Source organism: Acinetobacter sp. 24-47-64 (genome assembly GCF_057737055.1).
Map to the genome: position 1 here is coordinate 46,213 of NZ_CM173215.1, position 20,013 is coordinate 66,225.

General features: G+C 40.7%; 17 protein-coding genes. 5 read left to right on the forward strand and 12 right to left on the reverse strand.

From position 1 onward, the window contains the following. Positions 1-3: 3 nt before the first annotated feature. The 4 genes from tssM to AC1M85_RS00220 are packed head-to-tail and all read left to right on the forward strand — an operon-like array spanning position 4 to position 5,894. Positions 4-3,843 carry a type VI secretion system membrane subunit TssM gene (gene tssM / locus AC1M85_RS00205; protein ID WP_488213333.1) on the forward strand — a complete coding sequence of 1,280 codons (3,840 nt, stop codon included), beginning with the start codon at positions 4-6 and terminating at the stop codon, positions 3,841-3,843. Positions 3,844-3,886: 43 nt separating this feature from the next. Further along, a complete protein-coding gene (gene tagF, locus AC1M85_RS00210) occupies positions 3,887-4,849 on the forward strand; it encodes a type VI secretion system-associated protein TagF (RefSeq protein WP_488213334.1) in 963 nt (320 codons plus the stop codon). Next, the gene (locus AC1M85_RS00215; protein ID WP_092766604.1) at positions 4,846-5,604 is read left to right on the forward strand and encodes an OmpA family protein; all 759 of its coding nucleotides are present in this window, start codon (positions 4,846-4,848) and stop codon (positions 5,602-5,604) included. The genes tagF and AC1M85_RS00215 overlap by 4 nt, the downstream gene beginning before the upstream one ends. Positions 5,605-5,627: 23 nt before the next feature. Beyond that, the gene (locus AC1M85_RS00220) at positions 5,628-5,894 is read left to right on the forward strand and encodes a PAAR domain-containing protein (protein WP_481595680.1); all 267 of its coding nucleotides are present in this window, start codon (positions 5,628-5,630) and stop codon (positions 5,892-5,894) included. A gap of 135 nt (positions 5,895-6,029) precedes the next feature. Here AC1M85_RS00220 and AC1M85_RS00225 read toward each other — a convergent pair whose 3' ends face one another. The 5 genes from AC1M85_RS00225 to ribF form a co-directional block, all read right to left on the reverse strand. Next, complete coding sequence (locus AC1M85_RS00225; protein WP_488213335.1) at positions 6,030-6,572, reverse strand: NADPH-dependent FMN reductase; 543 nt, start codon at positions 6,570-6,572, stop codon at positions 6,030-6,032. 120 nt (positions 6,573-6,692) lie between these two features. Continuing rightward, a complete protein-coding gene (locus tag AC1M85_RS00230) occupies positions 6,693-7,175 on the reverse strand; it encodes an FKBP-type peptidyl-prolyl cis-trans isomerase (protein WP_035270560.1) in 483 nt (160 codons plus the stop codon). Further along, entirely contained in the window at positions 7,168-7,710 is a 543-nt protein-coding gene (gene lspA / locus AC1M85_RS00235; protein WP_035270556.1) for a signal peptidase II, read from the reverse strand. Before lspA ends, AC1M85_RS00230 begins: the two co-directional genes overlap by 8 nt. Then, entirely contained in the window at positions 7,703-10,549 is a 2,847-nt protein-coding gene (ileS, locus tag AC1M85_RS00240; protein ID WP_488213336.1) for an isoleucine--tRNA ligase, read from the reverse strand. The genes lspA and ileS overlap by 8 nt, the downstream gene beginning before the upstream one ends. 61 nt (positions 10,550-10,610) lie before the next feature. Next, entirely contained in the window at positions 10,611-11,612 is a 1,002-nt protein-coding gene (gene ribF / locus AC1M85_RS00245; protein ID WP_481588752.1) for a riboflavin biosynthesis protein RibF, read from the reverse strand. 192 nt (positions 11,613-11,804) lie between these two features. Between ribF and AC1M85_RS00250 the strand changes: the two genes are divergently transcribed. Beyond that, entirely contained in the window at positions 11,805-12,371 is a 567-nt protein-coding gene (locus AC1M85_RS00250) for a 5'-methylthioadenosine/S-adenosylhomocysteine nucleosidase family protein (protein WP_488213337.1), read from the forward strand. Positions 12,372-12,448: 77 nt separating this feature from the next. On the opposite strand, the gene AC1M85_RS00255 is transcribed toward AC1M85_RS00250, so the two are convergent. The 7 genes from AC1M85_RS00255 to argA form a co-directional block, all read right to left on the reverse strand. Then, a complete protein-coding gene (locus AC1M85_RS00255) occupies positions 12,449-13,063 on the reverse strand; it encodes a TetR family transcriptional regulator C-terminal domain-containing protein (protein ID WP_481607153.1) in 615 nt (204 codons plus the stop codon). A gap of 315 nt (positions 13,064-13,378) precedes the next feature. Continuing rightward, the gene (locus AC1M85_RS00260; protein WP_035264921.1) at positions 13,379-14,173 is read right to left on the reverse strand and encodes an ABC transporter ATP-binding protein; all 795 of its coding nucleotides are present in this window, start codon (positions 14,171-14,173) and stop codon (positions 13,379-13,381) included. Positions 14,174-14,181: 8 nt separating this feature from the next. Next, on the reverse strand, positions 14,182-15,036 hold the full coding sequence (gene ssuC, locus AC1M85_RS00265) for an aliphatic sulfonate ABC transporter permease SsuC (RefSeq protein WP_488213338.1): 855 nt from the start codon (positions 15,034-15,036) through the stop codon (positions 14,182-14,184). Continuing rightward, positions 15,033-16,208, reverse strand: a complete 1,176-nt coding sequence (ssuD, locus tag AC1M85_RS00270) for an FMNH2-dependent alkanesulfonate monooxygenase (protein ID WP_488213339.1) — start codon at positions 16,206-16,208, stop codon at positions 15,033-15,035. Before ssuD ends, ssuC begins: the two co-directional genes overlap by 4 nt. A 21-nt stretch (positions 16,209-16,229) precedes the next feature. Beyond that, a complete protein-coding gene (locus AC1M85_RS00275) occupies positions 16,230-17,162 on the reverse strand; it encodes a sulfonate ABC transporter substrate-binding protein (protein WP_481592880.1) in 933 nt (310 codons plus the stop codon). A gap of 81 nt (positions 17,163-17,243) precedes the next feature. Then, the gene (locus AC1M85_RS00280) at positions 17,244-18,218 is read right to left on the reverse strand and encodes a sulfonate ABC transporter substrate-binding protein (protein WP_488213340.1); all 975 of its coding nucleotides are present in this window, start codon (positions 18,216-18,218) and stop codon (positions 17,244-17,246) included. Positions 18,219-18,581: 363 nt separating this feature from the next. Further along, complete coding sequence (argA, locus tag AC1M85_RS00285; protein WP_035264904.1) at positions 18,582-19,934, reverse strand: amino-acid N-acetyltransferase; 1,353 nt, start codon at positions 19,932-19,934, stop codon at positions 18,582-18,584. Positions 19,935-20,013 lie beyond the last annotated feature (79 nt).

Consider the following 20,013-nt stretch of genomic DNA (forward strand, 5'->3'; position numbering starts at 1 on the left):
ACAATGCACACGATATTAGGCTATGTATGGCAGTACGTTTCAAACCCAAAGGCAATCATTGCATTGTCATTGTTTGTTGCCTTAGTGTCTGCCTATCACACGATACCTAGACAGTATTTCTGGCCGCTTGCGGTGGCTTATGTACTGGGTCTAATCGGTTATGGAGTCTATTGGTTCATTCAACGCAAACGCCATGAGAAGCAAGGGGAAGAATTGGCGGAAGCAATCGAAAAAGATACCCAAGCTGAGTATGGTAAGCAGAAGGATAAAGATGAACTACAATTGGTTCATCAACAGATGAAGGATTCAATTCAGCTCATTCGTAAGTCAAAGCTGGGTGATAAAAAAGGGAATGCAGCGCTATATGAGTTGCCTTGGTATATGGTCATTGGTAACCCTGCTGCCGGTAAGAGTTCTGCCATTTATAACTCGGGCTTAAAGTTCCCATTCGAAGAAACGCATAAAAATGCAGTGTCTTCAGGTTTGAGTGGAACACGTAATTGCGACTGGTTTTTCTCAACAGAAGGGGTATTGTTGGATACTGCTGGTCGTTACTCAGTCTATGCAGAAGATCACTCTGAGTGGATTGGTTTTTTGAACTTGCTCAAAAAAAATAGATCTAAAGCGCCGATTAATGGACTGATTGTCACCGTCAGTATTGCCGAGTTAGTTAGTCAAAGTCCTGAAAAATCGTTGAAACTCGCTAAAAACTTGAGAGCACGTATACAAGATTTGACGGAACGTTTAGAAATCTTTGCACCTGTGTATTTGGTGTTTTCTAAAATGGATTTGATCGCAGGATTCACTGAGTTTTTTGATTGTTATGATCAGGATGAATTTGACCAAGTTTGGGGAGCAACGCTGCCTTATAATCCAGATTCATCTGAAAATGCTGTTGATCTATTCGAGCATCATTACAATATTTTGTATGATGGATTGAAAAGCGTAAGTACGACTCATTTAAGTCGCCGTCATGCACAGAATATCTCACCAAGTGTGATGACTTTTCCGCTTGAGTTTAAGACTTTAAAGCCAGCACTCAAAACTTTTATAGGAACACTATTTGAGGAAAACCCGTATCAGTTCAAACCTGTATTCCGTGGTTTTTACTTCACCAGTGCCTTACAAGAAGGAACGATCGAGAGTCCAATGACGGAGCAAATTGCTCAAGAATTTAGACTTCAGAAAATTCCGAACAGCGAACATGGTATTCCACTAAATTCTGTATCACAGAATCATGGGTATTTCTTAAAGGGATTATTTTCAGATGTCATTCTGAAAGATAAAAACTTGGTGAAGCAACATATTAACCCAGCGAAAAAGCGCCAACGTTATTTGAGTTTTATTGCAGCTTTACTTGGGGTATCTGTAATTTTAGGCCTGTGGGTGTGGTCTTACCGTAACAACCAACAGTTGATCGCAGATGTTCAAGCCGATCTGAATAAAGTGATGCAAATGGAGCAGGCATCAGGTCAGCATTTGGCGACACAGCTCGACTCGTTACTAATTTTACAACAGCGTTTAGAACAGTTAGATCAATTTGAAGAAGATCGTCCATTAAAGTTTGGCTTTGGTTTGTATCAAGGCAATGATCTGCGGGAAAAACTTAAAACCGAATATTTAAATGGTGTGCGACAAATTGTTTTAGAACCGTCTCAACAAAATATTGGCCAATTCTTGCAACGTGTCAAAAATAATGAAGCGACACTAAAAGAAAATCACGTTAATGTTGAAATTCAGCAAGTATCGGCTAAACCTGCACAAAATGCTTTGGAACCTTCTGATTCGAATCCGCAAGATGCTTACAACGCATTGAAAGCTTATTTGATGATGAGCAATTCAAAATATATGGAAGCAAGTCATCTGAGTGATCAGGTTACGCGCTTTTGGCGTTCATGGTTAGATGCCAATCGTGGACAAATGCCACGTGGTGAAATGATCCAAAAAGCGGAGCAGGTGCTGACCTATACCATGACATTGGCGAATGATCCAAAATTCCCACAGTTGTCAGCTGATGCGCAATTGGTTGATCAAAGCCGACAAGTATTGTTGGCGGTGATGAAGGGGATGCCAGCACGTGATCGAGTTTATAATGAGATCAAAATGCGTGCTGCCGTACGATATCCAGCAGTGACAGTAGCTCAAATTGTAGGTGAGAACAATCGTAGTGCCGTATTAGGTTCTTATGCTCTTCCTGGGGTATTTACATATAAGGCATGGAACGAATATATCGATCAAGCCATTGATGAAGCTGCGAATAGTCCGACAGACAGTCGTGACTGGGTGTTGAACAGCAATCAATCAGATGACCTCACCTTTAGTGGTAGTCCAGATCAAATTCGTAAGCAGCTGACTGAACTCTATAAGAAAGAATATATCGCAGAGTGGCGTAAATTCTTGAATGGAATTTATTATGCAAAACAACCTGATTTTGCCCAGCAACATAAAACAATAGATTTATTGGGTGAGCCTCAAAACTCCCCGATACGTTTGCTCATTGAGCATACAGCGAAAGAAACCAATTGGGATAACCCTGTGGTTCAAGCGGAATTAGCTGCTCCACAAACAGGATTTATCGCTTGGTTTAAACGTAAGGTTCTTCGTCAAGATAATACCAATGAAATTCAACGTGCAGCTGAGCGCGCCCAAGGTGCTATCTCAAAAGAATTTAACGTTTTTTATCAGTTGGTTCGTAAACGTGATGATCAGCAAAATAAATCATTACTTGATGAGTATTTAGAAAATCTCGCACAGGTACGCAGTAAGTTCAATGACCTCCGAAATGCAGGGGATATTGGCCCAAATGCGATGGCTTTGGTAAAACAAACCATCAATGAACAAACCTCAGTATTTAATACTACGCAAAAACTTGTCGATGAAAAACTGACGGTCGGTCTGAATGATATTGACAATAAGCTCATTCAAAAGCTTTTGGTGAGTCCACTGACACAATCCTTTGCAAGCTTAATCACGCCAGCACAAGATGAGATTAATAAATTATGGGTGATGCAAGCTTATCAACCGTTTAATCAGACTCTGAGCCAAAAGGTTCCATTCAATACCTCGGCTTCAATCCAAGCGACGAGTAGTGAAATCGGTCAAATCTTCGGTGAGGGCGGTAGTATTGCCAATTTTGTTAAAGAAACGCTCGATCCATTTGTGATTCGTCGTGGCTACACACTGACTTCTAAAACGTGGAAAGACCAAGGCATTATCTTGAATCCACAATTTGTGATGAGTTTCCAACGCTATGTTTCACCACTTAACGGTGTAGCTACAGGTACTTTGTCACAAGGTTCTGCGCCTGCTGCGACCAATCAGTCCAACTTCCAATTCTATCCATTGTCTAATCCACAGTTGCTGTCATATACGATTGATATTGATGGTCAACGTATGGTCTTTGAAAATGGTATCCAACAGTGGGTGAACTTTGTTTGGCCGAATACTGGTGCTATTCCTGGAGCACGTATTACTGCAGTCGATCTCGAAGGGAAAACGCATACGATTTTTGATGCACCAGGTGAATACGGGATCAATCGTTTGATCGACTCTTCGCAACGTCGTGATCAAAATGGTGTCATCGAAATGACTTGGGCAAGTGTTCAACAACCATCATTAGCGGTAAAAGTAAACTTTCGTTTGATCAGTGGGAATTCAGGTCAAGGTGGAACAGGCGTTGGTTCTAATCGTGATTTAAACGGTTTGCAATTGGTTGATAAGGTGACGACCAACAAGGCGACAGCACGTGTGGTATCTGCTCAAAAGGCACCAACACCAGCACCTCAAGCTGAGAATTCAACGAATACGGCATTGCAAAATGCAACACAAGGAGCACAGCCATGATGTATGGAGTACAACTTAAGATGGATCATCAGTAGGAGGCGATATGTACAGTGTGAAAACAACGCCTTTGTACTATGGTAAGAGTCCTGCTCGTGGCGATTTTCTGAAAACCAAAGGACAGTATTCTTTGATTCAAGTGATTGATCAGTGGATTACTGAAGCGCTTGAAATGGCAATGAGAAATCCAAATTTCGATCAAAATTATCAAAGTTTGGCATCATTAGATTTCTTTATTGCCAATCCGCGTGAAAATATGTTCTTGGTTGCAAACTTAGTGACCAGCAAAGACAGCTCAGGTCGTCAGTTTCCTATGGTGTTGAGTCACTTATTGGAAGTGGATGCACCCTACCAAAATTTGCTCTATGCACCTTATAGCTATAAGCCAGTTTTGATTGACTTATTTCAAAGAAACCGTGTGATTCGTCAAATTCGAGATGCTGATGATTTAATCGAAAAACTGGCTCAGCTCAAAAAAGAAATTCAAGTTCTTGATGTAACTGAATCAACCGCTTTTTTTGAAAATCATACCATGCATTCGTTTGCACAAATGATGAAAATATCGGTCTATGAGCTTGCACAAAGCATGATTGGACTAGGTCTTTTACTCCAACCTGTATTAAAAAATGGAACGAGTAAACTGAATAAGGTGTTAATTTTACCGATTCACAACCCTAGTTTTTGTTATGAAATCGCAGGATTCTGGGTTAGTTTAATCGCAAGATTTTTGCCAAAACATAATACCGAAGTGTTAATTGGTATTCTTCATTCAGAACGTCCAGTTTTATTATTTGGCTTTCAGGGCGCAGATATTGAAGCATTAAGTGATATTTTCAATCAGAACTTAAGCTCTGAACATTGGGTTTCATTGGTACAAGCACAGTGGATTGATCGCTATTTGGAGCAAAATGCAGGTCTTGCTGCACTCGAGCAATCTTTGTGCGAACGACAGTTAAGTTTAAATCAAGGAATGAAATTATTCCGACAGACTTTTATAGAAGAAAAATGATGAAGAAAACCTTATTAAAGATTTCATTGCTTAGTTCGATATTGAGTATAAGTGTTATATCGTTTGCGAAAGAAATTATCGTTGAGGGAGTTGTTCCTAACGAGATGAGCAAACAGGCCATATTGAATAAAATGAAAGTGGTCTATAGCCAAGACCAGATTATTGATAAAATTCAGGTTCGTCCTGTCACTGCACCCAATGGATGGAGTGATTCCGTGACACAAGTCATTACACCTGATCTTAAAAAAGTTTCTCAAGGAAAATTGAGTGTAAGAGGAACACAAGTTGAGCTCACAGGTAAAGTCCTCAATCAAAATGATATCGTACCGACTCAAAATACATTTCAAAATTTAGTTGTGGCACCTTATCGCTTTAATGCACAGTTATCTGTGAATCATGCAGAACAAGCCATCATTGATAATGCTTTAAAAAATCGAATTATTGAATTTGCTTCTGGAAGTGCCACACTTTTACCAGCAGGCACACAAATTTTAGACGAAATGGTGGTTGCGCTAAACAAAGTTCAAGGCAAAAATGTCAAAATCATCGGACATACTGACAGTCAAGGTAATCCACAGAAAAACAAAGAATTGAGCTTGCAACGTGCGGATGCAGTAAAACAATATTTGATTGCCAAGAATATTTCACCTTCACGATTAAGTACAGCGGGTATGGGTGCTGATGAACCTGTTGCAGACAATGCAACGGAAGAGGGTCGTAAGAAAAATCGAAGAATCGAGTTTGAAGTTCAATAAAATATTATAAAAGGAACAAGTGTATGGCTTTCCCTTATATTACGATTGGCTCTCCAACCACTGGTGGTGGGCAGGTTATTTCAGCAAATAGTTCTTTCTTAATCGAAGGTAAGCCAGTTGCTTGTGTAGGGGATAAGGCCACCTGTCCTAAACATAAAACGGTGACGACAATTGTTGCGGGTGACAGCAAAATGCTTATTATGGGAAAACCCGCCGCACAGCATAATTCACCTTTGGCATGTGGATGCAAATGTATAGGGAATCAAAGTTTAACGGTTGGACAAAATTAGTTAATTCATTGGGATCTGTATCTAAAAAGAACCCTCTAATTTTAGAGGGTTCACTTTTTCAACTATAATTTTATCTCGATCAAAGTGTCTTCGGTATTTATAATCGCGCACCTATTGATGATCTGAAGATGATTATTACGCACTTACATATTGCACAATTTTATCAAACGCAGATTTAAGCGCTTTATCATCGAATTCATTGCCTTCGAATGTTTCACTGCGATTGCGTGCAAAAATATCGCGAATCTCAACCACGGCATTTGAGTCGACTAAACCTAATTGCGTAGCAACTTGACGGATTTGATCGATAGAGCGAGAGCCATTACTACCGCCATAACTGACATAAGCAGCAGGTTTTCCATTCCACTCTTTACCTAAATAGTCGAGTGCATTTTTAAGTGCAGGGCTGTATCCATGATTATATTCAGGACTAATAAATATAAATGCATCACCTTTCGCGATTTGAGCAGCCCATTCTTGTTGCTTAGGTTGATCATATATACCCGTTAGTGGTGGATTTGCTCCAGCGAAAAACGGTAAATCCCATTCTTTTAAGTCCACAATTTCTGTCTTAATCGTGCTGTAGTTATATGATGAAATCGTGTTTTGAACCCAATTTGCAACTTTAATGGCTGTGCGGCCTTCTCGAATGCTTCCCACAATAATTTGAATATTCACCAAATTTATCCTTCTAACTGTTATCACACTGACTTTAAAATGTTTTTTTTAAAAAAGGTAGATCGAAAATGTATCTAAAAAAAAGCGCCATAAGGCGCTTTTTTATGTACGAATCAGGCATTACATAATTTTGATGCCTTGCTGACCTGCTGGTGTTACTTTGAAAATTTCAACTTCAAAAGTAATGTCCTTACCAGCAAGCGGATGGTTAAAGTCGACCTCAGTGATATCATCACCAACCGATTTAACCACACCATATAATGACTGCTTTGCTTTATCTTCAAACTCAATCATTTGACCTTCAGCAGGACGTTGCTCAAATTTAACAGTATCAAATTTTTGCACGTTCTCTTGGTTCCAAGGGCCAAAAGCATCTTCAGCAGGTAAACTTACTGTACGACGGTCACCCGCGCGCAAGCCAAATAAAGCTTTTTCAAAACCAGGCAATAAGCTGCCATCACCTATCACGAGGCTTACAGGTTCTTCGCGACTACGGGTATTATCAATTTCAACACCATTTTCAATGGCTACTGAAAAGTGTAAATGTACTTTTGAACCCGCTTCAATGCGAGTATCTTCATTTGGATTAATAAAATCAGTCATTTTGCGCTTCCGCACGTTGAATACGATGTTTCTCTAAGAAAAAAGTATCGATCAGCATTAAGATGGTACCTAAAGTAATGGCACTATCTGCAAGGTTAAAAGCAGGGAAGTGGCTATTGTTATAGTAGACATGAATAAAATCTACAACATAGCCTAAACTTACTCGATCAATAAGATTACCAATCGCCCCACCTAAGATGAGTGCGATGGCTAAAGGCAATACTTTCATGTTTTTTGGCATACGCATAATCCAAAACACAAAAATAACCGAGACAATTCCTGCAAGTGATGTAAAGAAATAACGTTGCCATCCACCGGCATCGGACAAGAAACTAAAGGCAGCGCCGTAGTTATGTAGTAATGTCCAATTTAAAAAAGGTAAAACAGGTACAGGGTCTGCATAAGTCAGATGTGTACTTGCTATCCATTTAGTCCATTGATCCAAAATAATGGCAACAATAGACAATCCTATCCACCACAAATTGTGGGGATAGAATTGGAATAAACCTTTTTTATTATTTTGTGGATTAGGCATATTTTCTCTCTTCGCCTTGACCTGTAGGGAGGTTAATAATACAACGACCACATAGTCCTGGATGTGATGGATGTGTATTCACATCAGGCAGAACATGCCAGCAACGAACGCATTTTTCGCCGTCAGCAGCAGAAACTTTCACATTCAAGCCTTCTAAGTCAGATACTTCACCTTGTGCTGCATCGAAACTATTGACCATCACTTGTGAAGTAATGAGAACGAAACGAAGTTCATCGCCTAATTTGTCTAGAACGGCTTTAAGTTCCTCATTCGCCCAAAGCTCAACCTTAGCAGACAAGTTTGAACCCACAGTTTTCGCACCACGTGCTGCCTCGATAAACTTATTCACTGCCGATTTCACATTGATCAATGTTTGCCATTCAGTTTCTGATACGACATTGGCACTTGATGCAGTCGGAATATCATACCATTCAGCAGTGAAGACATATTTCTCAGTTTGACCGGGAATCAATGGCCAAGCTTCTTGTGCAGTAAAGCTCAAGATTGGTGCCATCCAACGTACGAATGCTTGTACCAAGTGATACAGCGCAGTTTGTGCAGAATGACGTGCTTGTGAGTCCGCTTTCGTAGTGTACTGACGGTCTTTGATGATGTCTAAGTAGAAACCACCCAAGTCATTAATACAGAAGTTAGTTAACGCACTTGTCACGATATGGAAGTTCATTTCTTCATACGCTTTCTTAACGGTTTCTTGAACCTCAGAGGCACGTTGTAAGATGTATTGATCAAGCGCAATCAGTTGATCGACAGGAAGCGCATCTGTTGATGGTTTGAAGCCATTCAAGTTCGCAAGTAAGAAACGAAGCGTGTTACGAATACGACGGTAACCGTCAGAGGCACGGCTAAAGATTTCTTTACCTGCGGTCATTTCATAACGGTAATCCGCAGATGCGATCCAGAAACGAAGGCCATCAGCACCCATATCTTTAATGATGTCTTGTGGGGTAATGATGTTACCCAACGATTTCGACATCTTACGGCCTTTCTCATCCACTACGAAGCCATGCGTCAACAAGCCTTTGTATGGCGCACGTTCATTGATTGCCATTGAAGTCAATAATGAAGATTGGAACCAACCACGGTGTTGGTCTGAACCTTCAAGGTACAAATCAGCAGGGTCTTGTAGTTCTTCACGCTCACGCAGTACTGCGTAGTGAGTTGTACCTGAGTCGAACCAAACGTCTAGCGTGTCACGCACAGCATTGTATTGTTCAGCATCATTACCAATGAACTCACGTGCATCACGGTTGTACCAACCATCAATACCTTCTTGTTCAATCAGTTTTGCAACTTCTTCGATCAATTCTGGGGTACGTGGGTGCAATTCGTTGGTGTCTTTATGTACGAAGAATGGAATTGGCACGCCCCAAGTACGTTGACGTGAGATACACCAATCAGGACGACCTTCGATCATCGCTTGAATACGGTTTTTACCCCAATCTGGTACGAAGCTGATCTCGTTTTCAATGGCATTTAGGGCATTGTTACGTAGACCTTTCGCATCCATGCTGATGAACCATTGTGGTGTCGCACGGAAGATAATTGGAGTCTTATGACGCCAGCAATGCGGGTAGCTATGCTTGATTACGACATGTGCCCAGAGCTTGGTTGCTTCAGTCAATGCTTCAATAATTTTTGGATTAGCTTTGTAGATGTGTTCGCCCGGGAAGATTGGCGATGTTGGTAAATACACCCCATTACCACCGACTGGGTTTTCAACTTTTAAGTTGTACTGTAAGCCAACTTTATAGTCGTCCACACCGTGACCCGGAGCCGTATGTACAGCACCTGTACCGCTACCATCGGTGACGTGCTCACCCAAGATCACTGGCACTTGGCGTTCAGCGATTAAAGGATGTTGAAGCAGTAAGTTTTCAAGTTTAGAACCTGTGAATTCAGCAAGCACTTCAAATGCAGTGAAACCATAACGCTGAGTCGCTGATTCAACCAATGATTTTGCAAGAATGAAGTTTTGCGCAGATCTTTCTTCACCAGTGGCTTTCACCAATTGGTATTCAAGTTCAGCGTGGAGTGCCACTGCTTGGTTAGCAGGCATGGTCCAAGGTGTTGTGGTCCAGATCACGATATCGGTACGATCAGCGATGTCTACGCCTACACGTGCAGATAAATCAGCAAGGTCTACAACCGTGAAACCAACGTCAATTGCGTCAGACTTTTTATCTTCGTATTCAACTTCAGCTTCAGCCAAAGATGAACCACAGTCTAAACACCAGTTCACAGGCTTCAGACCCGGCTCGATATGACCTGCTTTTGCAATCGCACCCAGCGAACGAACGATGTCTGCTTCTTGTTTGAAGTTCATCGTTAAGTAAGGATTGTCCCAATCACCGAACACACCCATACGCACGAAGTCTTTCTTTTGAAGTTCAACTTGGGTATAAGCATATTCACGGCAGGCTTTACGGAAGGTAGAAGCATCTACTTTTACGCCGACTTTACCGACTTTTTCTTCAACTTTAAGTTCAATTGGAAGACCATGACAGTCCCAACCTGGTACGTATGGTGCATCAAAACCATCCATTACTCGGCTTTTAATAATGATGTCTTTTAAGACTTTGTTAACCGCATGACCTAAGTGAATTTGACCATTTGCATATGGAGGGCCGTCATGAAGCACATATTTTTTCTTGCCAATACGCGACGCACGAATCTGCTGATAAATGTTGTCGGCATACCACTCTTCTAACCATTTCGCTTCACGTACTGCGAGATTTGCTTTCATCGCAAAGTCAGTACCTGGGAGGTTTAGCGTGGCTTTATAGTCCACTGCATTTTCAGGAGTTTGCTTATCGCTCATGCAAGTTGTCTTCCAATTTAATCAGTCTAAAGCTGACGCGTTTTACAAAAATTAAGGAGTATTAATAAGGAAAGTTGGGGTTGTTTCGGCGAAACTCAAGCAGTTGCTCAACATCATCATCGATCCCAGCTTTGAGTGCTTCTAGCGAAGGATAATTCTTTTCGCCATGAACAAAGTTCAAAAATGTTACCCGCATTAACAGGCCATACAGATTAGCAGAAACATCAGGGAAATGTACTTCTAATCGCCACTCTGGATGTTCCTGTTCGATGGCTGGTCGGGTGCCGACATGTCCTGCACCGAAAAGGGCTGTAGCCTCATAACCAGCAATACCTGGATATTCGGCATTTTCATTGCGAACTTTGTCTTTTAACGATTCTGTTTCACAAATCACTTCAACACCATAGATGCCATGCAAACAGGGCTTATGGCGGTTTAGACGAACATTGATAGTTGGAAAGTTAATGGTGCGACCGATTTGATCACCATATTGAACACGACCCGTAATGCTATACGGGCGACCAAGTAGCTCCGCAGCTTTTTTAAGGTCCCCTGTAGCCAAAGTTTGGCGTATTAAGGTAGAGCTAATACGCTCGCCATTCAGTTCAACGTTATTTAAATCGGTGACTTGAAAACCATAATCGCGCAAGAATTGGCTATTACCTTGTCGGTTTTTACCAAAATGATGATCTTCACCGAGTACTAGGCTTTGGGTATTCAGCTTGTATTTTAAAATATCAGCAAACTCTTCCGCACTTAAATTACGGAATGTGTCATCAAATTTGGCAACAACAATGTAGTCGATACCAAGTGCAGCCAAATGTTCCACTTTTTCACGTAATGAACTAATTCGTGGTGGTGCGTCGTAACTTTTAAAATATTCTAAAGGCTGTGGTTCAAAAATCATCACCACAGTTTTTAAATCTTGTTGTTGTGCTATGTCTTTTAATTGCTGAACCATCGCCTGATGACCCAAATGAACACCATCAAAATTGCCAATGGTGACGGCAGTTTTGGGCAATTGAAAGTTGGGCGCTAAAGCATTCAGACGGAGTAGCTTCATGGGCGAAATGGTGACTAAAATTAATTTGGGCTATATATTGCCATATTCTCACAGTTTCGTCTTGTTGTTGTGTTTTTATTCAATACTTTTCTTATTCTAGATCAAGATGCTTGAGTCATTAGATCAAAGAAACTTTTATTTCCGGATATATTTTTGTCTAATGTGTTCCATTCAATATTTAATGAGTAAGTAATGTCTGATCTAGCCCTAATTATGGCCTTAGCAAGTGAATCTAAAGGATTATTCGAAGCTGAAAATATTGCAGTGCATTATAGTGGTATTGGTAAGGTCAATGCAGCATTTAAAGCATTTGAGGTGATTCAAAAAACGGGATGCACAACTTTGCTGAATTTAGGAACAGCAGGAAGTTCGCATTTTGATGCGCATTCCTTGGTTGAAGTAACAACATTTGTACAGCGAGATATGGATGTTTCACCGCTTGGCTTTGAAGTTGGTGTTACACCGATGGATCAGGAATTTCCCGCAGCGATTAACCTAGAGCCGTATTTTCAACATCTTCCCAAGGGCATTTGTGGGACTGGCGATAGCTTTGAAACTGGTGAACCTAAGGTGCCATGTCAGTTGGTTGATATGGAAGGATATGCGCTCGCCAAAGTATGTAAGAAACTTGGCGTTCGTTTGATTTCCGTGAAATACATTACAGATGGGGCAAACGACACCGCACATTTAGATTGGGAGGAGAACTTGTTGTTGGGCGCTCAAAAATTATTGGCTTTATATCAGAGCGTGGAACACTAGATTTTGAAGATTTTGGCGACCATAGAAACTATGGTCGTATGCCAGAGATCAATCTCGAAGAGATTTAGAGAAACCAATTATGATCGAGGTAAAATACCGTATAGCATCATATGGACTGTATGCTCGATGGTACGTTGATACATGGTGCGATTGCGTAAGGTTTTTCCCGTTACCATTTCGGTTTGGGTGCTAAAATCAGCATAGTTTTGTGTGATACCCCAAAGGTTAATAATTAAAACCTCAGCATCGATCTTGTCTGATATTTTGCCTTGCTCTTGCCACGTGGAAATGACTTTAGATTTACGTTTGAAGAGTTTTTTTAATGGGCCTTTCAAAATTGGCAGGATATGTGGTGCGCCTTGGATAATTTCTAAAGCAAATAATTTTGATGCCTTATGTTGAGTACGGGAAACCTCAATCTTTTGCATGAGATATTGTGTGATCGCTTCAGCAGGCTCTAAATCAGCTTCCAACATTTGCAGTGGAGCTAACCATTTTTGCATGACAGTAGTCAGCACTTCGACATAGAGCGCTTCTTTATTTTCATAGTAATAGAAAATATTCGATTTGTGCATTTCCGCGAGTTGTGCAATTTCATCTAAGCTTGCACCACTAAAACCATACACAGAAAACACATCTAATGCAGCAGCTAAAAGCTGTTGACGTTTTTGCGTACTCTTCTTTTGTTCCATCTCGTCAGTAAATTATAAAAAGGAACCTCAAATTGTACGGCAAAACGTGCGATTTGTGCACAAGGATTAGGGCATTTGCAAAAGAATATGAAGAATAATTGTGTAGTTAAGTGATAAAACTAATAATAAGACACATGTACAATTTATTTGATAAACAAATACATATTACTCATGTGGGAAATGCTGATCGAGAATATCTTTTAATTTAATTAAAAAAAGCCATTTATCAGTACGAAAAGTGTCTAATTTTCCGACGAAAATTAGACACTTCCATTTACCTCATTCAACAATTCAGAATGTCATATTTTGTATCGCTTAAGTTGAAAGTACGGCTTCTAAAACTTGTTGTTCAAGCTCTGCAAATTTGACATTTTTTTGTCGCGGTCGTGGTAAATCTACTTTGAACTGATGTGCGATATGACCTTTATCGAGCAAAATAATACGATCTGCTAACTGAACAGCTTCACTGACATCATGTGTCACTAAGATGGTGGTGAAGCCTTGTTCTAGCCATAGTTTCTCGATTAAATTTTGCATGTCTAAACGCGTAAGCGCATCTAAAGCCCCCAAAGGTTCATCAAGTAATAGTATTCGAGGGGTATGAGACAAGGCACGTGCTAGCGCTGCTCGTTGACGTTGTCCACCTGAAAGTTGTGCAGGCCAAAGTTCAGCTTTTTCATTTAAGCCAACTTTTTCCAATAATGCTTCAGCCTTATCATGCTGGGATTTATCTAAGCCCAATTGCACATTTTTTAAAATGCTTTTCCATGGTAATAGGCGAGGATCTTGGAACATGACGCGGATGTCATCAGCGGTAATACCTTCACGAAAGTTCAGTGCAGATTTAAATTTAATCTCACCATAACTCGGTTGTTCTAAATCCGCGATTAACCGTAACAACGTACTCTTACCACAGCCACTTCGACCCACAATGGCAACAAATTCACCAGGTTCTATATGTAGGTCTAAATCCTCTAATACTTTAACTTTGCCATAGAACTTGTGCAGTTGTTCAAGATTGATTTCTGCACCGATCTTTTGTGGAGCTGATCTGGCATGATCTGGAATGACATGTTCATCAGCGAGATTTGAAATACTTAAATCAGTCATACGCATTCCTATTTTTGATAGCCTGGATGCCAGCGTAATAAATATTTTTCTAAGGCAACCGCGAGTACATCCGCTAATTTACCAAGTAGGGCATACAGTAGAATCCCAACTAAAACGACATCTGTTTGTAAAAATTCACGCGCATTCATGGTCATGTAGCCAATTCCAGCTTGTGCCGAGATGGTTTCAGCTACAATTAAAAGAACCCAAACTAAACCTAGTGCGAAGCGCAAACCAACTAAAATGGAAGGAAGAGCACCTGGTAAAATAATTTCTTTGTATAACTGCCAGCGTGTTAAACCATAACTCTTGCCCATCTCGATCAGCTGAGGATCTACAGATCGGATACCGTGATACGTATTGATATAAATTGGGAAAAACACGCCAATCGCGACCAAAAATAATTTGGCAGATTCGTCAATTCCAAACCATAGAATCACCAATGGAATTAAAGCTAAAGCTGGAATATTACGGATCATTTGTAGGGTCGTGTCGAGTAACGTAGAGGCGACTTTAGATGAGCCATTTAACAATCCTAAAAATAATCCTAAGCCACCACCAATCAGCAAGCCAATCAGTGCACGTCCCGCACTGACTTGGACATGTGTCCACAGTTCACCACTGAACAATAGATGCCAAAAAGCCAAAACCACTGCGGTTGGAGCAGGCAAGACACGGCTTTCTAAAATGCCAGTGACTGAAGCCAGTTGCCAAATCACAATAAGAAAAATGGGTACTAACCAAGGCAACAAACGTTGCCCCAGTTGTTTGATTCCTCGAGAGAGAAAACCTTCAGGTTTAACTACCTTGGTTTTACTCAACACGATAGAATGTTTTTGAGTTTTATCTACCGCTGTTGTCATGCCGGCTCCTGAACCTGATCTCCTTTTTTATTTTCTTCAGGAGTATAGTTATTCGCGACAATCTCACCAAAAGGACCAGTCAGATTAGGTTGAGTCAGTTTTTGGCGTGTTTCTAATGGTAGAAGAGGGAATATCAATTCAGCAAAACGAATTGATTCTTCAAGATGCGGATAACCCGAGAAAATAAAGGTATTAATGCCTAAATCTGCATATTCTTGGATACGTGCCGCCACAGTTTCAGGGTCACCTACTAATGCCGTGCCTGCACCCCCACGGACGAGACCTACGCCAGCCCATAAGTTTGGTGACACTTCAAGTTTCGAGCGATCTCCATTATGAAGTTCAGCCATACGACGTTGACCAACAGAGTCCATTTGTTTAAATTTTTTCTGTGCCGCAGCGATGGTTTCATCATCAACATACTGAATTAATTCTTCAGCAGCTCTCCATGCTTCCTCGTTGGTTTCGCGGACGATGACATGTAAACGAATACCGTAATCTAGGGTGCGACCTTTAGCTGCCGCCTTAGCGCGGACATTTTCAATTTTTTCTTTAACCGCTGCTGGAGGCTCTCCCCAAGTTAAATAGGTATCTACTTGATCAGTTGCCAGTTCAACAGCATCATCAGAAGAACCACCAAACCACAATGGTGGATATGGTTTTTGGACGGGTGGATATAATAATTTTGCATCATCCACGCTTAGACGTTCACCATGGAACGTGAAGCTTTCACCCGTATGAGAGCGTTTTAAAATTTCGCGCCAAATCGTAGTATATTCAGTCGCAGTTTTATAACGCGTTTTATGATCTTCATAGACGCCGTCACCTTTTAACTCTTGCTCATCACCACCAGTGACCAAGTTCAATAGAACACGGCCATTTGAAAGACGGTCAAAGGTTGCTGCCATACGTGCAGCCAGTGCAGGAGTGGTTACCCCTGGACGCAAAGCAACGAGAAATTTAAGATTTTTGGTGGCATCAATTAAACTTGCGGCAGTCAACCATGGATCTTCACAAGAACGACCAGTCGGGATAAGCACACCTTCATAACCTAGATTATCCACCGCCACAGCGATTTGTTTCATGTAGGCATGGTCGACAACACGTCCGCCTTTGCTTGTACCTAGGTAGCGACTATCACCATGAGTAGGAATAAACCAGAAAATTTTCATTACTTAAGTCCTTAATATGAGTTACTTACCAGTCCATACGACTTGGTTAATTTGTATCGGTTTAGGAATGATTTTGAGCTCAGCAAAGCGATCAGCCAGTTGTTGCTGATCTGCAATGACTTTCGCGGTTAAAGGTGCTGCATAAGATGGACGAGGTCGGCGCTGAACAAAGGTTTGGCTGACATTCGGCTTTAAACCTGTTGTTTTGGCAAAAATCGTTGCTGTAGTTTTTAAGTTCTTTTGAACCCATTGATCAGCAAGATTAATCTGTTCAATGACACCTGAAATCGCTTGAGGATGTTTGTCGATAAACTTGCCTGAAGCGAGATAGAACGTGTAATTCGGGCTCAGCCCTTGTCCAGTGGTCAAAACTTTTGCTTTATCTTCAAGTTCAGCAGCAGCGTAATACGGGTCCCAAATGGCCCATGCATCAACAGCACCTTTTTGAAATGCTGCGCGTGCATCAGCAGGACTTAACCAAATTGGTTTTACATCGCTCCATTGCAAACCTGCTTTTCGGACGGCTTGGACCAATAGATAATGTGAACTAGATCCACGATGTACTGCGACACGCTTGCCTTTGAGTTGTTTAAGCTGAGTAATTTTGGATTTTTGCGGCACTAAGATTGCTGAAGAAAGAGGCTTCGCCGCCTCATAAGCAATGTAATGCAAAGGTTTGTTTCCTGCTTGAGCATAAACAGGGGGGGTATCACCTGTTGCACCAATATCCACTGAACCCACTGCAAGTGCTTCTAAAATTTGAGGACCACCAGGGAACTCATTCCATGTAATTTTGGCATTGGGAAATTCTTGCTCAAACAGTTTTTGCTGTTGAGCAATCACCAAATTTACGGAAGATTTTTGGAAGCCAATGCGTAATTCTTTCACTGAGGGATCAACAGCCCATGCAGCTGAGCAACCCAACATCGCACAGGCAAATAGCATCGTTGTCATTGAATGACTTGAGGTTTTAAACCAAGTGTGTGCTGTATTTCCTGATTGATATTGAGTCATGTTCATCACCTTTTCATGTTGTTATTTGGGTGTAGGCGCAATAATTGCGGCCTGAATATTGATTTTGTTTGGAATTAACTTCTGTTGATGGAATACATCGGCAACTTTTTGCTGATGTTGAGCAACTTCAGTACTAATTGGATAAACGCCGAAGCTCATACGTCCAATTGAGGTTTGAAGAATTTTGAAATCTAGGCCTGTAGGCTTCACGAGCAGTTGAGCTGCTTCGTCTTTATTGGAAGCAATCCAATCTGATGCTTCATTAAGTTCTTGAACAACGGTTTGTATAATTTCAGGATTCTGTTCAACGAACTTACGATCAGCCATATAGAACTGGTAGTTATTGGCATGCCCTTCGCCAGAAGCGAGAACACGTGCGCCGATTTGATGCTCTGCTGCTGCAAAGAACGGATCCCAGATTACCCATGCATCGACTGCACCGCGCTCAAATGCTGCGCGAGCATCCGATGGTGGTAGGTAAACCACTTCAATATCATCAAGCGTCAAATGATTCTTTTCTAAGATCTTCAGGAGAAGATAATGAACGTTAGAACCTTTGTTTAACGCTACACGCTTACCTTTAAGTTGTTGAATATTTTTGATGTTCGAATTTTTTTGAACAATCAACGCTTCAGCGCGTGGAGTCGCAGGTTGATTTGCGACATAAACCAAATTTGAATTCGCTGCTTGGGCAAAAATAGGGGGTGCTTCACCGACTTCACCAAATGAAACACTGCCGACATTCAAACCTTCTAACAGTTGTGGTCCACCTGGGAACTCTACCCATTTCACTTGAATGTTTTGATCCTTCAAAGCGGCTTCTAATTCACCACGTTCTTTAATCACGGGCAGTAAGCCATACTTTTGATAACCGATATTTAACACTTGGGTTTTATCTTCTTTTTTTGAGTCGCAACCAGTGAGTAGCAAAGCACCTGTTAACGCAGAAGACAAAATGAGTGTTTTTTTCCAAAGATTAGCGTTAAAGCTGCTCATATTGAAAATCCTGAAAACTTAAAAATAAAAAAAATCAAAAAAATAAATGCGTCATGTAACGCGCCTAAGTTAATGAATTTTCTATTTCGTAAAAAATAAGAATTCAGGAATTCCTAATGAATAAAAAAGATAAAATTAAAAGAGAAAAAAATATCTAAAAAAATGCAAAAGGCTCAATCTAAGAATAACGATATTTTTGATTCTAAGTTTGTGAAATATATAAATATATATTAAAATATTAAATTGTGATAAGGATATGATTTGTATGAATATATCGAATGATTGTGAAGATAGTTCACCTAGGAATATCGATATATAAAAGAAAGATAAAGCAGTTCATAAGGGTGCAATAAAAAAGCCACTTTAGAGTGGCTTTTTACAAACAATTGAGTTTCTTTGGAAATTATAAAGTGCCTGACGCGCTTGTGGTAAGTCATCCACCGATGCTTTGACAAACCCTTGTTCCAAAAACCAATGTGCGGTTCGTGTCGTAAGAATAAATAACTGTTGGATATTAGACTTTTTTGCTTTCTCTTCTAAATAGTGCAAGATTTGGCTACCACGATTTGATTTGCGGTAACTTGGATGTACTGCCACACAGGCTATTTCTGCAGAACGAATTTCATTTGATTCAGTTGGTATTGGATATAATGCTGCACAAGCCAGAACCATACCGTCACGTTCAATCACAGCGAAATGATCAATTTCATTTTCCAAGCGTTCTCTAGAGCGGTATACCAAAATGCCTTCTTGTTCTAATGGGCGTAATAAACTGATTAATCCACCGACATCCTGAATCGTCGCTGTGCGGACTTCTTCATAATGTGCATCGGTGATCATCGTGCCATGCCCATCACGAGTAAATAATTCTTCGATTAATGCACCATCATGTTCATAAGATAATAAATGAACGCGGTTAACGCCATTTAAAGAGGCTTCCTTGGCATTTTGTAAATGCAATGCCAATTCATAATTTTGCTCTAAAGCAACGTCAATATGTTGATCTAGCTGATGCGGGGTCACTTCGCGCAACAACTGCTGTGGGCTTTGCATTAAACCTTGTTCGGAACCGAGAAAAATGAGTTTATCGGCACCGAGTTGGATAGCTGTTTTGGTCGCCACTTCTTCAGCAAGCAAGTTATAAACTTCACCAGTGGTTGAATAACCTGAGGGGCCAAGCAATACAATATTGTGATTGTCCAAATGTTTTTGAATCGCATCTGCATCGACTGAACGCACTTCACCGGTAAGTTGAAAATCGATACCATTACGAATGCCATAAGGTTTAGCTGTTATAAAATTACCAGATACCACATCAATGCGAGCACCATACATGGGTGAATTTGCAAGTCCCATAGACAATAAGGCTTCGATTTGTAAACGGATTGAGCCTACTGCAGACATGACCGCACCTAATGAGTCACGTGTTGTTACTCTACGATGATTATGAAAAGGACTATCTAAATTCTTCTCAGCAAGATTTGCACTGATTTGTGGTCGTGCTCCATGAACCAGAATGAGTCGAATGCCGAGAGAATGTAAAAGGGCAATATCATGAATAATATGTTGAAAATTTGGTGATTGAACTGCTTCGCCGCCAAACATTAAAACGAAGGTTTTATTACGATGGGCGTTGATATACGGCGCTGAGTTTCGGAACCAATGCACATATTGCTGTGTCATATTTTGAGTTGTATCTATTGAGTCCGATTGCATGCATGTACCGATAGAAGCGGGAAGTGGTCATCAGATTCTAAACAAAAAAATGATTTTCCACACCTGCATTAAAATAAAG

What these genes read in the sequence shown, in the direction of transcription:
- AC1M85_RS00220 (WP_481595680.1), top strand. Translation starts at nt 5,628, where the DNA reads ATGGCTTTCCCTTATATTACGATTGGCTCTCCAACCACTGGTGGTGGG.
- ssuC (WP_488213338.1), bottom strand. Translation starts at nt 15,036, where the DNA reads ATGACAACAGCGGTAGATAAAACTCAAAAACATTCTATCGTGTTGAGT.
- AC1M85_RS00230 (WP_035270560.1), bottom strand. Translation starts at nt 7,175, where the DNA reads ATGACTGATTTTATTAATCCAAATGAAGATACTCGCATTGAAGCGGGT.
- AC1M85_RS00280 (WP_488213340.1), bottom strand. Translation starts at nt 18,218, where the DNA reads ATGAGCAGCTTTAACGCTAATCTTTGGAAAAAAACACTCATTTTGTCT.
- AC1M85_RS00215 (WP_092766604.1), top strand. Translation starts at nt 4,846, where the DNA reads ATGATGAAGAAAACCTTATTAAAGATTTCATTGCTTAGTTCGATATTG.
- AC1M85_RS00260 (WP_035264921.1), bottom strand. Translation starts at nt 14,173, where the DNA reads ATGACTGATTTAAGTATTTCAAATCTCGCTGATGAACATGTCATTCCA.
- ileS (WP_488213336.1), bottom strand. Translation starts at nt 10,549, where the DNA reads ATGAGCGATAAGCAAACTCCTGAAAATGCAGTGGACTATAAAGCCACG.
- tagF (WP_488213334.1), top strand. Translation starts at nt 3,887, where the DNA reads ATGTACAGTGTGAAAACAACGCCTTTGTACTATGGTAAGAGTCCTGCT.
- argA (WP_035264904.1), bottom strand. Translation starts at nt 19,934, where the DNA reads ATGCAATCGGACTCAATAGATACAACTCAAAATATGACACAGCAATAT.
- AC1M85_RS00250 (WP_488213337.1), top strand. Translation starts at nt 11,805, where the DNA reads ATGTCTGATCTAGCCCTAATTATGGCCTTAGCAAGTGAATCTAAAGGA.
- AC1M85_RS00275 (WP_481592880.1), bottom strand. Translation starts at nt 17,162, where the DNA reads ATGACAACGATGCTATTTGCCTGTGCGATGTTGGGTTGCTCAGCTGCA.
- lspA (WP_035270556.1), bottom strand. Translation starts at nt 7,710, where the DNA reads ATGCCTAATCCACAAAATAATAAAAAAGGTTTATTCCAATTCTATCCC.
- ssuD (WP_488213339.1), bottom strand. Translation starts at nt 16,208, where the DNA reads ATGAAAATTTTCTGGTTTATTCCTACTCATGGTGATAGTCGCTACCTA.
- tssM (WP_488213333.1), top strand. Translation starts at nt 4, where the DNA reads ATGCACACGATATTAGGCTATGTATGGCAGTACGTTTCAAACCCAAAG.
- AC1M85_RS00255 (WP_481607153.1), bottom strand. Translation starts at nt 13,063, where the DNA reads ATGGAACAAAAGAAGAGTACGCAAAAACGTCAACAGCTTTTAGCTGCT.
- ribF (WP_481588752.1), bottom strand. Translation starts at nt 11,612, where the DNA reads ATGAAGCTACTCCGTCTGAATGCTTTAGCGCCCAACTTTCAATTGCCC.